The sequence below is a fragment of the Stenotrophomonas sp. TD3 genome (assembly GCF_001939825.1).
Classification (GTDB): domain Bacteria; phylum Pseudomonadota; class Gammaproteobacteria; order Xanthomonadales; family Xanthomonadaceae; genus Stenotrophomonas.
This window is the reverse complement of the sequence record NZ_MOYM01000001.1, coordinates 3,174,978-3,189,528: the sequence shown is the minus strand read 5'-3', so window position 1 is coordinate 3,189,528 and position 14,551 is coordinate 3,174,978. Positions and strand designations below refer to the sequence as shown.

Genomic DNA, 14,551 nt, shown 5'->3' with positions numbered 1-14,551 from the left:
TCCAGCGGCGGCAACATCGCCGAGTCGTGCACGCACGCCGGGCCTGGGTCATTCCGGGCCCGGCGTTTTTCATGTATAGCGTTCATCGCACCGTTCCAAGGAGTCGTTCCGATGGTCAAGCCTTCCCGCGCCCGGATGCGCAGCGCAGTGCTGCTGGGCAGCCTGCTCGCCCTGCTGCCGGCGATGCCGGCGCTCGCCGCCGATCCCACGCCCGCCGCCGAAGCACCCGGTCCGCAGCTGCGTGCCGGCAGCCTGATGCTGATTCCCGCCCCGGCCACGGTGCAGCCCGGCCAGGGCAGCGGCATCACCGTGCGCGCCGATACCGTGCTGCGCGCCGAAGGCGAGGCCGCACAGCGGGTCGCCACCCAGTTCGCCGATCTGCTGGCCCGCAGCGGTGGCCCGCGACTGGCACTGGCCAAGGGCAAGGCCGCATCCAGGAGCGGCGGCATCCGTTTTGAGATCGTCCCGACCTTCCGCGACAGCGGCGAAAGCTACACGCTGGAAAGCACCGCGCAGGGCGTGCTGGTGCAGGCCGGCAACGAAACCGGCCTGTTCTATGGCGCGACCACGCTCGCCCAGCTCGCCACCGGCGGCAGCAACGGGGTACTGCCAGCGGTGCAGATCCAGGATGCGCCGCGCTTCAGCTGGCGCGGTTTCATGCTCGACTCGGCACGGCATTTCCAGAGCCTGGACGAGATCAAGCGCGTGCTCGACGCAATGGCTGCGCACAAGCTCAACACCTTCCACTGGCACCTCACCGATGACCAAGGCTGGCGCATGGAGATCAAGCGCTACCCGAAGCTGACCGAGGTGGGCAGCTGCCGCCTGCCGGCCGGCGACGGTGGCATAGATCCGGCCAGCGGCCAGGAACATCCGTACTGCGGCTTCTACACGCAGGAGCAGATCCGCGAAGTGATCGCCTATGCCGCGAAGCTGCATATCCAGGTGATTCCGGAAATCGATGTGCCGGGGCACGCGACCGCAGCGATCGCCGCGTATCCGGAACTGGGTTCGATCAACACCCCGCTGAAGCCGATCAGCGAATGGGGCGTGTTCCCGAACCTGTTCAACGTGGAAGACAGCACCGTCACCTTCCTCGAGAACGTGCTGGAGGAAGTGATCGAACTGTTCCCGGCCAAGTACGTGCACGTGGGTGGCGACGAGGCGGTGAAGGACCAGTGGGAAGCCTCCAGGCAGGTGCAGCAGCGCATGCGTGCACTGGGCATCAAGGATGAGATGGCCATGCAGAGCCACATCATCAAGCGCCTGGAGACGTTCCTGGAGGAACACGACCGGCGCCTGATCGGCTGGGATGAGATCCTCGAAGGCGGTCTGCCGCCGCAGGCCACGGTGATGTCGTGGCAGGGCACCGAAGGTGGCCTCGCTGCGGCCAGTGCCGGGCATGACGTGATCATGTCGCCGGTCGGCTACCTGTACCTGGACTACCTGCAGACGGCCTCACCGAACGAACCGCCGGGCCGTCCGACCCAGGTCAATCTCGGCAAGCTCTACAACTTCGAGCCGGTGCCGGCCGAACTGGCCGCCGACAAGCGCGGGCACATCCTCGGCCTGCAGGCCAACATGTTCACCGAACACACGCGCAGCTATGCACGCCTGCAGCACAACCTGTTTCCGCGCCTGGCCGCCGTGGCCGAGACCGGTTGGAGCACGCCGGAACATCGCGACTTCCGCGATTTCCTCGCACGCCTGCCGGCACAGCTGCAGCGCTACCGTGCCTGGGGCCTGGCCTATGCGCAGACCCCGTTCGAAGTGGGCGTGGACTACACCGATGATCGCGCGAAGAACACCGTGACCGTGTCGCTGGCCAATCCGCTGGGCTATGAAGTGCGCTACAGCACCGATGGCCAGCCGGTGACCGCGCAGTCCGCGCTGTACCAGCAGCCGCTGACGGCGCAGCTGCCCGCCGCCGTGCAGGCCGCCGCGTTCTACCAGGGCCAGATGCTGGCCGCGAAGCCGACGGTCGCGGACTTCAGCGCACAATCGCTGCTCAGCCGCCGTAGCGATGAACTGCTCAGCTGCGTGGGCAAGAAGGGGCTGGTGCTGCGCCTGGAAGACGATGGCCCGCGCGAAGGCGCCCGTGCAGTGTTCAACGTGGACATCTTCCAGCCGTGCTGGCGCTGGCCGCAGGCGCAGCTGGACGGCATCGGCAGCGTGGAAGTGCGTGCAGGTCGCATCCCGTACTACTTCCAGCTGGCCCACGACGAACCCAAGCGCCGTTTCGAGAAGGCCAAGCGCGCGCATGGCGAGATGCTGGTGCGGCGCGGCGACTGCAGCGGCAAGGTGCTGGCCGAAGTGCCGCTGCCGGCCAAGCCGGATGCCGATGGCTTCGTGACCCTGCGTGCGACGCTGCCGAAGGGCACCCAGGGCACCAGTGACCTGTGCATCAACTTCACCGGCGATACGCGCCCGGCGATGTGGGTGCTGGATGAGGTCACGCTGGGGAAATGACGGCAGGTCTGTCCTGGTGGGTGCCGACCTTGGTCGGCACCTCGGGCAGTTCATCCACGCATGGCGTGGATCTACTGATTCCATCCACGCGCGGCGTGGATCTACCGGTAGGTGCCAACCTTGGTTGGCATACCTTACCCGCGCCAGCGCAGCAGCAGGTCGCGCAGCGGGGTCAGTGCCGTGGCCATGCCGGCCAGCACCCCGATCGTGTTGGCGAGCGCATCCATCGGGTCGGCGGTGCGGTTGCTGGTCAGCGCGCCCTGCGCGAACTCGATGCCGATACCCATCAGCACCAGGCCCACGCCTACCCACAGCAGCGGACGTCCGCGGCGGAACAGCTGCACCGCGCTGCCCGCCAGGATGAAGTAAGCGAGGAAGTGCTCGCCCTTGTCGCTGTTTTCCGGCAGCGGAATCGGTGGCGGGGGGATCAGGCAGACCACGATCACCAGCAGCACCGCCGTCGCCCACAGTACGGTCCACAACCGCGGCCGACGCAGCGGCTTGATCACCGGCAACGCGTGGCTCACAGGCGCCAGCTCAGGTCACCCAGCTCGAAGGCCGGTTCGAAATCGACGCCACGCTGCAGGCCGATCGCCTGGAAGCGCTCGCCCATCTCGGTCGGCAGGGTCAGCTTCTTCACCTGGTCGCGCAGCTGGATGCGACCGACCTCGTCGGTGCGTTCCTCGGCCAGCAGCAGCACCTGGTCCAGGCCGTTGCCAAGCAGAAAACTGGCCTGGCTGCAGTAGCCGGCCAGTTCAAAACCACCGTTCGCGCCGGCCTCGGCCATCGCGGTGAAATCCACCGATGCGGTGATGTCCTGCAGGCCCGGCCAGCGATGCACGTCGTTGTGCACATGGTGGCGGTAGAACGCACGTACGGTGCCATCGTCGCGGTCGTGCTGGTAGAACTCGCCGCGGTTGTAGCCGTAATCGACGAACAGCATCGCGCCGCGCAGCAGGCCGCCAGCCACCGCCTGCAGCCAGTACGGCAGCTGCGGCAGCACCTCGGAGCGGTAGCCCTCGGCGAAGGGCTTTTCCAGGTAGCGCTCGATATGCCGCACTGCGCCGTTGAGCAGGATGTCGGCCGGCTGCGCGCCGCGGATGAAGTTGCCCTCGGCGTCCAGCTCGACGGTTTCCTCGTAGACCTCGCCGTCCCGGATCAGGAAGCGCGGGGTCGGCAGCGCGTCGATCACCTCGTTGGCGAACACCACACCTTCCCAGTCCTCTTCGAACGGGCGGTCGACCCAGTCCACGCGCGCGGCCAGCTCCGCCGGCAGGTTCTGCTGCAGGCGCTGCTGCTGGCGCTCGCGCAGGTCGGCGCTGGGTTCCAGGATCGCGTAGCGCGACGGCAGCGCGTCCAGCTCGGCCAGGCGCAGCAGCACCGCCTCGGCGAAGGCGCCGGTACCGCCGCCCAGTTCCAGCATGCGCGCCTGCGCACCCAGCTGGGCGAACACCGGCGCCAGCGCATTGGCCACGCTGCCGGCGAACAGGCTGCCGAGCTCGGGCGCGGTGGTGAAGTCACCGCTTCCACCGAACTTGCTGGCGCCGGCGCTGTAATAGCCCCAGCCGGGGGTATACAGGCACAGCTCCATGAAGCGGGAGAACGGCATGGCCCCGCCCTGCGCAAGGATTTCGGCGCGCAGGGCGGCCGCCAGCTGGTCGCTGTGGGCCAGGGCATCGGCTTCGGGCAGGGGGAAGGTGGGCTGCATGGCGTCTTCGAATGCGGTGACAATGGTGCACAGGATAGCCGAGCCTTGGAGGACCCTCGATGAGCGATACCCACCCCGTGGTCCTGATCACCGGCAGCGCGCGCCGGATCGGTGCGGCCATCGCCCGCCAGTTCCACGCCTGTGGCTGGTCGGTGGTGCTGCATGCCAACACCTCCAGCGCCGAGCTGCAGCAGGCCGCGTTCGATTTCGACAACGTACGCCCCGGCAGCGTGCTGGCCCTGCAGGCCGACCTGCGTGACGCCGACGCCCTCGCCGACCTGGTGGAACAGGCCGTCACCCACTTCGGCCGCCTGGACGCGCTGGTCAACAACGCCTCCAACTTCTTCCCCACCCCGCTCGGCCAGGTCACCGCCGAGGCGATGGACGAGCTGTATGCGGTCAATGCACGTGCGCCGCTACTGCTGTCACAGGCGGCGGCGCCCTACCTGCGCCGCCAGCAGGGCTGCATCGTCAACCTGACCGACCTGCACGGCACCGACCCGATGCGCGACCACATCGCCTACACCATGGCCAAGGCCGCGCTGGAAATGGCCACACGCTCGCTGGCGCTGGAGCTGGCGCCCAAGGTGCGGGTCAATGCAGTAGCGCCGGGGGCGATCCTGTGGCCGGAACAGGGCAAGGACGATTTCGCCCGCGAGGCGCTGCTGGCGCGCACGCCGCTGGCGCGGATCGGTACCGTGGAGGAAATCGCCGAGGCGGTGTACTGGCTGGTGGCCGAGGCCAGCTTCGTCACCGGCCACACCCTGCGCGTGGATGGCGGGCGTACGGTGAGCTGAAATGTTGCCGGCCAGCGGCCGGCACTACCGGTAGTGCCGGCCGCTGGCCGGCAACCTCCGTCATCCGAGGTCCACCACCTCGAACGCCTCGCCAAACTGCTTATGCGCGCGCCACAGCGTGGCCAGGTCCAGCCCGCTGACCGGGTCGATGAAGCCCGGCGCGATGTCGGCCAGCGGCTTCAGCACGAAGGCATGCTTCAGCTCCGGGCGCGGAATGCGCAGGTGGCCGGGGCCTTCCACCACCAGGTCGCCGTAGAACACCACGTCGATGTCCAGGGTCCGGTCGGAGAAGCGAGGCCCGCTGCGGTCGCGGCCGTGCGCGTCTTCCAGCGCATGCAGCCAGTCGTCCAGCTCCTGCAGCGGCAGGTCGGTCTCGATCGCCACCGCATTGTTGAGGAAGGCCGGGCCATCGAAGCCGACCGCGGCGGTACGGTAGGCCGGCGATACCTGCAGCGCGCCGAAGCGCTCACGCAGGGCCGCCACCGCGGCGTGGAGGTAGCGGCGGGGCTGGACATTGCTGCCCAGGCTCAGGAGCACGGTCGTCATGCGGTTCAGGTGGCAGCGATGGGGGCGTGGACATGCCGTCGTCACGGCGGCCTGCCTACAATCCGGGGCGCACATGATAGGGCACCGACATGACCTATTGCGTTGGAATCGAGGTGGACGAGGGCCTGGTCTTCGCTGCCGACACCCGGACCAATGCCTCGCTGGACGATGTGCGCGTGCACCGCAAGCTGCACGTGTTCGAGTATCCCGGCCAGGCAGCCTACGTGCTGATGGCGGCTGGCAACCTGGCCACCACCCAGCTGCTGGTGTCGCGCCTGGGGCGCGATGCCGACGAACGGCGCGCGCCCAACCTGCGCGACATGACCCACCTGTTCGAAGCCGCCGAGTACGTCGGCCAGCTGCTGGTGGACAGCCAGGTACACAACAACCACAGCGAACATGGCCATGACGGGGTCAATACCCAGGCCACGCTGATCTTCGGCGGCCAGATCGCCGGCGAGCGCCCCGGGCTGTACATGATCTACCCGCTCGGCAACGCCATCGCCGCCTCGCCGGAGACGCCGTACCTGCAGATCGGTGAGTCCAAGTACGGCAAGCCGATCCTCGACCGCATCCTCAGCCCGGCCACGCACCTGGAAGATGCGGCGCGCACCGCCATCGTCTCGTTGGACTCCACCATCCGTTCCAACCTGTCGGTGGGCCTGCCGATCGACCTCGCGCTGCTGCGCGACGGTGAACTGCGCATCGGCCAGCAGCTGCGGCTGGGCGCGGATTCAGCGCTGTATGCGGACATCCACCAGAACTGGTCACGGCGGCTGGAACAGGCGGTGGACGCCCTGCCGCGCTTCCCGTGGGAAACCACCGAACGGTAGTGCCGGCCGCTGGCCGGCAACCGCAGTGATCCCACCGCACGCGGATGCCGGCCAGCGGCCGGCACTACCGCGGCATCAGCCCAGCGCTTCAGCCACTGCGCGGAACACCTGCTGCATCTGCAGCGGCTTGCGCAGCACGTGCACTTCCACGCCAGCGGGGAATGCATCGGCCGATACATCCACCGTTGCGTCCTCCAGCACCAGCGCCGGGCCGCGATAGCCCAGCGTGGCCATTTCGCCCAGCAGTTGGCTGGCCGGCAGCAGCTTGGAACCGGCATCGGCGATCACCAGTGCCGGCAACGCCTCCTGCTGCATCCAGCGCAGCGCCGCCGGGCCATCGGAGGCCAGCTGCAGCTGATACCCCTGGCTGGACAGCGCATTGCCAAGCAGCGACAGGCGCGTGGCCTCGCCATCGACCACCAGGATCGACTGGCCACTGCCCAGGGCCACCAGCTGCTCGACCGGCTCGCTGCCATCAATGGCCTCATGCATCGGCAGTCGCAGTTCGAAGCAGGTGCCCTGCCCCGGCTGGCTGCTGACATGGATGCTGCCGCCGGCACCTTCGACGATGCGCTTGCAGGAAATCAGGCCCAGGCCGGTGCCATCGGCCTTGGTGGTGAAGAACGGATTGAACAGGTGCGACAGCGTGTCCGCATCCATGCCGATGCCTTCATCGGCCACACAGATCTGCATCCAGTCCACGCCATCGCGCTCGCCGGCATGGCTGGCGGTCAGGCTCAGTCGGCCGCCGTTGGGCATCGCCTGGATCGCGTTGAGCGCCAGGTTCAACATCACCTGCTGCAACTCGGTGTAGTTGGCATCGACCACCAGGCCTTCGTCCTGCACCTGCAGTTCCAGGCGCACGGCATCGGGCACGTTGCTGCGCAACAGCAGTGCCACCGCATCGAACAGGCCATCGATCTCGATGCGCTCGCTCGGCTTGCGCGAACCGCGCACGAACGACAGCATCGATTCGGCCATCTCGTGGCCACGGCGGCCGCACTCGGCGATGACGTCGGCCAGGTGGTGCAGCTGCGGATCGTCGGTGCGCGCCTTCAGCAGGTCCGGCATGATCAGCAACGGCTGCAGGATGTTGCGCAGGTCGTGGCTGAGGCCGGCGGCAAGCAGCGACAGGCTTTCCAGGCGCTGCGCGCGCATCAGTTCGGTTTCCACCCGTGCACGCTCCACCGCGCTGCGTGCATCGCGGATCGCACGCGCCACCGCCGACGGCAGGCGCGCCGGCAGATGCTTGATGATGTAGTCATTGGCGCCCTTCTGCAGCGCCGCCACCGCGTTCTCCTCACCCATGGTGCCGGAGACGAAGATGAAGGGCACTTCCGGCGAGGTCTCGCGCACGATGCGCAGCGCGTCATCACCGGAGAACCCCGGCATGCTCAGGTCGGACAGCACGATGTCCGGCTGGAACGCAGCCAGTGCCTGGCGCAGTTCCGCCTCGCTCTCGACACGCTCGAAGCGGGCTTCCAGGCCCGCGTCGAGCATCTGTTCGGACATCAGCTCGGCATCTTCCGGTGAGTCTTCCACCAGCAGGATGCGCAGCGCCCCCAGGGCGGGACCGGTCAGGGGCATGGGCTCACTCGAGTTCCGGTGCCTGGTTGATCAACGCCCAGAACTTGCCCAGGGTCTGCACCGCGCCGAAGAACTGGTCCACGTCCACCGGCTTGACCACGTAGGCGTTCACGCCCATGTCCCAGCTGCGGGCCAGATCGCTTTCCTCGCGCGAGGACGACAGGATCACCACCGGCAGGCGCTTGAGTTCTTCGTGCTCGCGGATCTGCCGCAGCACTTCCAGGCCATCCATGCGCGGCATCTTGATGTCCAGCAGCAGCACCGCCGGCAGGCCTTCCTCGCGATTGGCGAAGGCGCCGCGGCGCAGCAGGTAGTCCATCACTTCCACGCCGTCTTCGACGTGCACGATGGGATTGGCCAGACGCGCCTCTTCCAGGGCGTCGATCGCCATTTCGGCATCAGCCGGGCTGTCTTCGGCGAGAAGAATGGTGCGCAGAGTGGTCATGCAGAAGGCCCTTGTTTGTCCGCGTCGATCGCAGGAGGCAGGTAGAAGTGGAAGGTGGCGCCGACGTCCGGTTCGGCCTCGGCCCAGATACGGCCGCCATGACGGGTCAGCACGCGACGCACGCTGGCCAGGCCGATGCCGGTACCCGGGTAGTCACTGGCCTTGTGCAGGCGCTGGAACACACCAAACAGCTTGCCGGCGTAGGCCATGTCAAAGCCTGCACCATTGTCGCTGACCGTGAACTGATGACCGCCATCGGGCTGCTGCTGGTAATCCACGCGGATCTTCGCCGGCTCGCGGTTGCCCGAGTACTTCACCGCGTTGCCGAGCAGGTTCAGCCAGACCTGGCGGATCATGTTCTCGTCGCCCACCACGATCGGCAGCGGCGCGATGCTCCACTCCACCTGATGCGCATGGCCGCTGCTTTCGGCCTCGGCCTGCAGGTTGGAATCGAGCATGGCGCGGGTATCGGCCACCAGCGACTGCATGTCCACCGCCTGCTGCCGCATCGCCGCACGGCCCAGCCGCGAGTAGACCAGCAGATCGTCGATCAACGCCGCCATGCGCCGGGCCGAACTGGAGATCACTTCCAGGTAGTGGCGGCTCTTGTCATCGGCGGCGTCGCCGAGGTGGCGCGACAGCTTGTCGGAGAATCCGGCGACGTGGCGAAGCGGCGCACGCAGGTCATGCGATACCGAGTAGCTGAAGGCCTCCAACTCGCGGTTGACCTCGGACACCTGCGCGACCTTGCCTTCCAGCTGGCGGTTCAGCTCTTCCACGCGCAGCTGCACTGCGCGCTGCATGGTGACGTCGCTGATGGTCAGCAGCACCACTTCGTCATCGGTGTCGGGCAGCGGCATGCGCCGTGCGTTGAGCAGCATGTAGCGCACCATACCGTCGGCGGTGCGCTGCTCGTGCTCGAAGTCCCAGAGTTCGCGACCGCGCGACAGTACGTCGGACAGGCGCTGCCGCACCACTGGATCCTGCCAGGCGTTGTCGCCGACCGTCTCCAGCAGCAGGCCATCGGCGCGCTCGTCCTGCAGGCCGTACAGTTCGGCGAATGCCGGGTTGTGCAGCTGCACGCGCAGGTCGCGGTCGAGCAGCACGATTGGTTCGCGTACGGTCTGCAGCACCGACGCCGCGCGTGCAGCCGAGCGCAGCGATTGCCGCTCCGCATGCAGGCGGCGGCCGATCTGCCGCTGCAGCAGCCACAGCACCAGGCCGAGCAGCGCCAGCTGGATCAGCAGCGAACTCCACGACACCAGTTCGGTCTGCTTGCGCTGGCGCGCGGCCTGCTCGGCACGCAGCGCCAGCAGCTTCTGCTCGCTGGCCTGCAGCTCTTCCACCAGGCCGCGGATCGGATAACGCGTGCTCAGATCCTGTACCAGCTCACGCTGGTCGGAGTTCGGTTCGGACCTGGCCAGCTCGCGGGCCACGGCCAAGCGTCCGTCCAGCATCGATTCGATGCGGCCTATGCGGATCAGCTGATCCGGATTGTCGCGGGTCATCCGGCCCAGTTCGGCGAGGCGCCCGGGAATCTCGTTGGCCTTGGCCATGCGCTCGCGCAGGCCGGGGGCATCCACACCCTTGGACAGGGTCAACGCTGCCGATTCGACATCGCGCACGTCGGCCTGCAGTTGCTGCAGCGCCACGCCGACGGCCTGGGTGTGGTTGACCCACGCCATCGCCTGTTCGCTGTCCTGCTGCAGTTTTCGCAGGGTCAACCACGGCACCACGATGATCGCGGCAGCGGCCAGCGCCAAGGCCGGCAACCGCCAGCGGTCCCAGATGTCGTCACTGAAAACCAGCGCCATAGTTCCTCGTCAGCACAGCCGCGAAGCGTGGTCCGGGGCGAGCCCGGCTGCGGCGGAACCGGCAATATAGCGCAGGCGGTCACAACTCTGGGGTTTCCAGCCTGGTTGGCTGAACGGGTTACGGAAACTCACGGTAGAGCCGAGCCATGCTCGGCTTGAGCCAGACAGAGCAGCCGAGCATGGCTTGCTCTACAGGCAAAGCGGGCGCCCCATGCCGGGGCGCCCACCGGGGTCAGCGCTTGGCAGCGGCGCTGACCTTCAATGCGGCGGCATCGACGCGGGTCACGCCCTTGATGCCCTTGGCGGTGGTGACCGCCTTGTCCTTCTCGGCCTGGGTGGCCACGGCACCGCTCAGGCTGACCACGCCATTCACGGTTTCCACCTTGATTTCAGTGCCCGGAACGTTGCTGCTGGCCAGCAGATCGGCCTTCACCTTGGTGGTGATCCAGGTATCGGTCACCGGCTCGTTGGAGTCATGGCGATCGGCATGGGTCGTCGGATGGGTGCTGGTCGGCGGGCTCTTCGCGGCCGGGTCCTTGGCGAATGCGGCCGAGGAGGACAGCGCCAGGCCCAGGGTCAGGGCGGAAGCAATCAGCGTGCGGGTGGTATTGCTCATCGTGTCGTACTCCTTCGGGATGTGCTGCCAGTCTGGACAAGCCACCGTGGAGCAGGCGTGGCGTTGCGGTCATGCCGCCGTGAATCGAAACGTTTCCAAAGGCAACGGTTCAGTTTTGGACGGCCAGCACCCGTCGTTTACCCTGCCCTTCCCACTGCCGGAGCCCTGCCATGCGCCCCGACCTGCAACTGGCCCTGATCGGCTACGGCCTCGCCGGCCGCGTCTTCCATGCGCCACTGATCCAGCACACGCCCGGGCTGGTGCTGCACAGCATCGTCAGCTCGCAACGCGACACCCTGCTGCGCGCGTTCAGCGACGTGCACGTGCGCACCACGCCGCAGGATGTATTCGACGATCCAGCGGTGGATGCGGTGGTGATCGCCACGCCGAACGAACAGCACGCGCCGCTGGCGATCGCCGCGCTGGCGGCGGGCAAGCACGTGCTGGTCGACAAGCCATTCGCGCTGGATGTGGCCGAAGCGGAAACGGTGCTGGCTGCGGCGCGCGATGCCGGACGCATCGCGACCGTGTTCCAGAACCGGCGCTTCGATGCCGACTTCCTCACCCTGCAGGCGCTGCTGGCCGAAGGCGCGCTCGGTGACGTGGCCGAGTGCCACGCACACTTTGATCGTTACCGCCCGCAGGTGCGCGACCGCTGGCGCGAGCAGGACGGGCCGGGTAGTGGCCTGTGGTACGACCTCGGCCCGCACCTGCTCGACCAGATGCTGGTGCTGTTCGGCTGGCCCGAGGCGATCGATGCCGATCTGGCCGTGCAGCGCGAAGGCGGCAGCGGCATCGATTACTTCCACGCGGTGCTGCACTATCCGCGACACCGCGCGATCGTGCACGCCGGTTCACTGGTGGCGGCGCCCACGCCGCACTTCGCAGTGCATGGCCGCGATGGCAGCTGGATCAAGCACGGACTGGATGTGCAGGAAGCGCAGCTGCGCCGTGGCGTGGCACCGGGCGCGCCGGGCTGGGGCATTGATCCGCGGCATGGCGAGCTGTTGCGCTGCGATGCCGGGGACAACGTGCAGCGCACGACGGTCGACAACCTGCCGGGCGACTACCGGCGGTTGTATGCACGGTTCGCGGCAGCGATGCACGGCGATGGCGAGCCGACGGTCAGCCCGGTGCAGGCGCTGCAGCTGATGCGGTTGCTGCAGGCCGGCATGGACAGCGCGCGCGAAGGACGGCGGGTGCAGTTGGGATGACCGGCAGGGCTGCGCCCTGCACCTGCCGAATCAACGGCAACGTCAACGCCAACGTCAAAAGCAAGCTATCCGTGAGATGGCGGGGTGGGTCCGGTTGCGGGGGACGCCGTAAATACGTCCATGTAGGCTCGGTCGCGCCATCCATGGCGCTCACGCCCCCGCAACCGGACCCACCCCGCCTTCGACAGATTCCCGCGCCCGACGGTAGGTGTCGACCTTGGTCGACACATCCACGCCATGCGTGGATCACGTGGCAACGATCGGAGAAGGCTTTTGTAGCGTCGAGCCATGCTCGACTGGCTGCATGGGGTCAGAGCCCTTTCCTGCGGAAAGGGATCCGACCCCACCACAGTGCTTACGACTTCTTGATGGCGTGGCCACCGAATTCATTGCGCATCGCCGACAGCAGGCGATCGGTGAACGAATTCGATTCACGCGAACGCAGGCGTTCCAGCAGCGACAGCGTGATCACCGGCGCCGGCACGTCCAGCGCGATGGCTTCGGCCACGGTCCAGCGGCCTTCGCCGGAATCCTCCACGTACGGCGCGATGCCATCCAGCGACGGATTGCGCTTGAGGGCTTCGGTGCTCAGGTCCAGCAGCCACGAACGCACCACGCTGCCGTGGCGCCACACTTCCGCCACCTGGGCCAGGTCCAGTTCCATCTCCTGCTTGCGCTCCATCAGCGCGAAGCCTTCGGCGTAGGCCTGCATCATTCCGTACTCGATGCCGTTGTGGACCATCTTGGTGAAGTGGCCGGCGCCGGACGGGCCGACACGCCCCCAGCCACGGTCCTCGGCCGGAGCCAGCGTGCGCAGCAGCGGTGCGATCTGCTCCACCACCGACGCTTCGCCACCGACCATCAGGCTGTAGCCCTCCTGCAGGCCCCACACGCCACCGCTGGTGCCGCAGTCGACGTAGCCAAGATCGCTCTCGGCCAGCGCCTTGGCGCGGCGGATCGAGTCCTGGTAGTTGGAGTTGCCGCCATCGATGACGATGTCACCCTCGGCCAGGTGCGGGGTCAGCTGGCCCAGCGTCTGGTCGACGGTTTCGCCGGCCGGCACCATCAGCCACACCACGCGCGGTACCGGCAGCGCGGCCACGGCGGCGGCCAGCGAATCAACCACCTCCAGGCCGGCCTCGGCGGCGCGCTGGCGGGCGCCTTCGCCCGGGTCGTAGCCGACCACGCGGTGGCCGCCGCGATGCAGGCGCTGGGCCATGTTGGCGCCCATGCGGCCGAGGCCGATCATTGCAATGTCCATTGTTTCACCTTCAGTTGGGGTCTAGGGTCAGGCTGCCTGGCCTGCCGGTAGCCGCGCAGTGGCGCAGCTGCGCCTCGCGCCAACGCCGGTAGAGCGTGGTATGCAGATTGTGCACCGCCAGGTCGATCGAAAACGGCGTGCGCGGATTACGATCAAGCAGGCGGGCGATGTGGTAGCCGATGGGACGTATACCGCGCGGATGCACATAGATCACGAACTGCTGGTAGAACGGATCGTCCAGCAGCTGGTCCATGCGTGCCAGCGTGTTGTGGTAGCGCGGCGCCAGCCGTGCGCGCAGGTGTGGATCGCGCTCGAACAGCAGGCGCTCGAAGTAGCGCTGGCCGATGCGCGGGATGTCCTGCGCCAGTTTCCACAGCTCAGCATTGCGCTGGTCGTACCAGGCCAGACCGCCGTGCAGCTGTAACGCCTGCGCAGCGCCCTCACCCACCTCGACCACCACGAAGTTCTCGGCCTGGTTGCTCAGGTCGTCCAGCATGCCCTTGTCGTACACATGTTCGATGAAACCAGGCACGCCGACGAACGCCTGCCGCCCCATCACCGACGTGCGCACCGCCTTGCCGTCGGCGAAGAAATCGCCAGCATGTGCGCCGAGCAGGATGCTGTCGGTATCGTGCAGCGCGAGGAAGGTGCCAATCGACAGTTCATCTGCTGCGAACTCCGTATCGAACGCAGTATCGCCATACAGCTCGCGCTGGGTGGCCAGCTGCGCGACCTGGCGGCCGACACCGCATTCGGCACGCACGCTACCGCTGTAGAACGTCTGCAGCGCATGGCTGTTGCCCGCACTGGGCACGAAGCCACGACCGAAACTGCGCGTACGCTGCCAGCCTTGTGCCGATGCGCCACCCAGACCGAAGCCGATCCAGCCCAGCTGCGGGCCGGAGAAACGGAACGTGGCATTGCCCTGCAATGCCGAGGTCGCGCGCCGCGTGGCCGCCCCCAGCTCGAAGGCATAGGCGCAGACCGTGGCAGGGTCTTCCAGCAGCTGCTGCAGCAGTGCCTGTCGTTCGCCTGCAGGCAGATCCGCCGGCCAGCGTACGCGCAGATCACCCGCTGCCTGCGCCGCGGCGAGCGAGGCACGCGTACACACCGGCCCCTTGTGTACCTGCGGCGCACGAAGATCCGCGTCCTCGAAGCGCCACCCCAGCCGTTGCAGCAGGCCCTGCGCACAGTCCACGGATGACGCTGTGACGCCCCACGCTGGCACCAGCAGCAGGGCCATACTCAGCCACCTGCCGCG

At 67.5% G+C, this 14,551-nt stretch carries 13 protein-coding genes; 4 read left to right on the top strand and 9 right to left on the bottom strand.

Features of this window, described 5'->3' with window-relative positions:
* The first annotated feature begins 111 nt into the window (after nucleotides 1–111).
* Nucleotides 112–2,469 (top strand): family 20 glycosylhydrolase, encoded by a 2,358-nt coding sequence (locus tag BKE09_RS14880; RefSeq protein WP_075676239.1) that lies wholly within the window; start codon nucleotides 112–114, stop codon nucleotides 2,467–2,469.
* A gap of 134 nt (nucleotides 2,470–2,603) precedes the next feature.
* Here the strand turns inward: BKE09_RS14880 and BKE09_RS14875 are convergent, their stop codons facing one another.
* Nucleotides 2,604–2,996 carry a VanZ family protein gene (locus BKE09_RS14875; RefSeq protein WP_075676238.1) on the bottom strand — a complete coding sequence of 131 codons (393 nt, stop codon included), beginning with the start codon at nucleotides 2,994–2,996 and terminating at the stop codon, nucleotides 2,604–2,606.
* Nucleotides 2,993–4,177: an SAM-dependent methyltransferase gene (locus tag BKE09_RS14870; RefSeq protein WP_075676237.1), complete on the bottom strand. Its 1,185-nt coding sequence runs from the start codon at nucleotides 4,175–4,177 to the stop codon at nucleotides 2,993–2,995. Before BKE09_RS14870 ends, BKE09_RS14875 begins: the two co-directional genes overlap by 4 nt.
* A gap of 59 nt (nucleotides 4,178–4,236) precedes the next feature.
* On the opposite strand from BKE09_RS14870, the gene BKE09_RS14865 reads away from it, so the two are divergent.
* On the top strand, nucleotides 4,237–4,974 hold the full coding sequence (locus tag BKE09_RS14865; RefSeq protein WP_024957037.1) for a pteridine reductase: 738 nt from the start codon (nucleotides 4,237–4,239) through the stop codon (nucleotides 4,972–4,974).
* A 60-nt stretch (nucleotides 4,975–5,034) separates the two neighbouring features.
* Here BKE09_RS14865 and folK read toward each other — a convergent pair whose 3' ends face one another.
* Nucleotides 5,035–5,520, bottom strand: a complete 486-nt coding sequence (gene folK / locus BKE09_RS14860; protein ID WP_075676236.1) for a 2-amino-4-hydroxy-6-hydroxymethyldihydropteridine diphosphokinase — start codon at nucleotides 5,518–5,520, stop codon at nucleotides 5,035–5,037.
* Nucleotides 5,521–5,609: 89 nt separating this feature from the next.
* Here folK and BKE09_RS14855 point away from each other — a divergent pair, with 89 nt between their 5' ends.
* Entirely contained in the window at nucleotides 5,610–6,353 is a 744-nt protein-coding gene (locus BKE09_RS14855) for a 20S proteasome subunit A/B (protein WP_075676235.1), read from the top strand.
* A 75-nt stretch (nucleotides 6,354–6,428) separates the two neighbouring features.
* Here the strand turns inward: BKE09_RS14855 and BKE09_RS14850 are convergent, their stop codons facing one another.
* From BKE09_RS14850 to BKE09_RS14835, 4 genes are all read right to left on the bottom strand, one after another.
* On the bottom strand, nucleotides 6,429–7,940 hold the full coding sequence (locus BKE09_RS14850; RefSeq protein WP_075676234.1) for a hybrid sensor histidine kinase/response regulator: 1,512 nt from the start codon (nucleotides 7,938–7,940) through the stop codon (nucleotides 6,429–6,431).
* Between the two features lie 4 nt (nucleotides 7,941–7,944).
* Complete coding sequence (locus tag BKE09_RS14845) at nucleotides 7,945–8,385, bottom strand: response regulator (RefSeq protein WP_005411057.1); 441 nt, start codon at nucleotides 8,383–8,385, stop codon at nucleotides 7,945–7,947.
* On the bottom strand, nucleotides 8,382–10,199 hold the full coding sequence (locus tag BKE09_RS14840) for an ATP-binding protein (protein WP_075676233.1): 1,818 nt from the start codon (nucleotides 10,197–10,199) through the stop codon (nucleotides 8,382–8,384). The genes BKE09_RS14845 and BKE09_RS14840 overlap by 4 nt, the downstream gene beginning before the upstream one ends.
* A gap of 232 nt (nucleotides 10,200–10,431) precedes the next feature.
* Nucleotides 10,432–10,815, bottom strand: coding sequence for a BON domain-containing protein (locus BKE09_RS14835; RefSeq protein ID WP_014038506.1), 384 nt, complete (start codon nucleotides 10,813–10,815; stop codon nucleotides 10,432–10,434).
* A 170-nt stretch (nucleotides 10,816–10,985) separates the two neighbouring features.
* On the opposite strand from BKE09_RS14835, the gene BKE09_RS14830 reads away from it, so the two are divergent.
* Nucleotides 10,986–12,029, top strand: coding sequence for an oxidoreductase (locus tag BKE09_RS14830; protein WP_075676232.1), 1,044 nt, complete (start codon nucleotides 10,986–10,988; stop codon nucleotides 12,027–12,029).
* Between the two features lie 355 nt (nucleotides 12,030–12,384).
* Here the strand turns inward: BKE09_RS14830 and gnd are convergent, their stop codons facing one another.
* Both gnd and BKE09_RS14820 read right to left on the bottom strand, forming a co-directional pair.
* Nucleotides 12,385–13,290 carry a phosphogluconate dehydrogenase (NAD(+)-dependent, decarboxylating) gene (gene gnd / locus BKE09_RS14825; RefSeq protein ID WP_075676231.1) on the bottom strand — a complete coding sequence of 302 codons (906 nt, stop codon included), beginning with the start codon at nucleotides 13,288–13,290 and terminating at the stop codon, nucleotides 12,385–12,387.
* A 10-nt stretch (nucleotides 13,291–13,300) separates the two neighbouring features.
* Complete coding sequence (locus BKE09_RS14820; RefSeq protein ID WP_075676230.1) at nucleotides 13,301–14,533, bottom strand: hypothetical protein; 1,233 nt, start codon at nucleotides 14,531–14,533, stop codon at nucleotides 13,301–13,303.
* Nucleotides 14,534–14,551 lie beyond the last annotated feature (18 nt).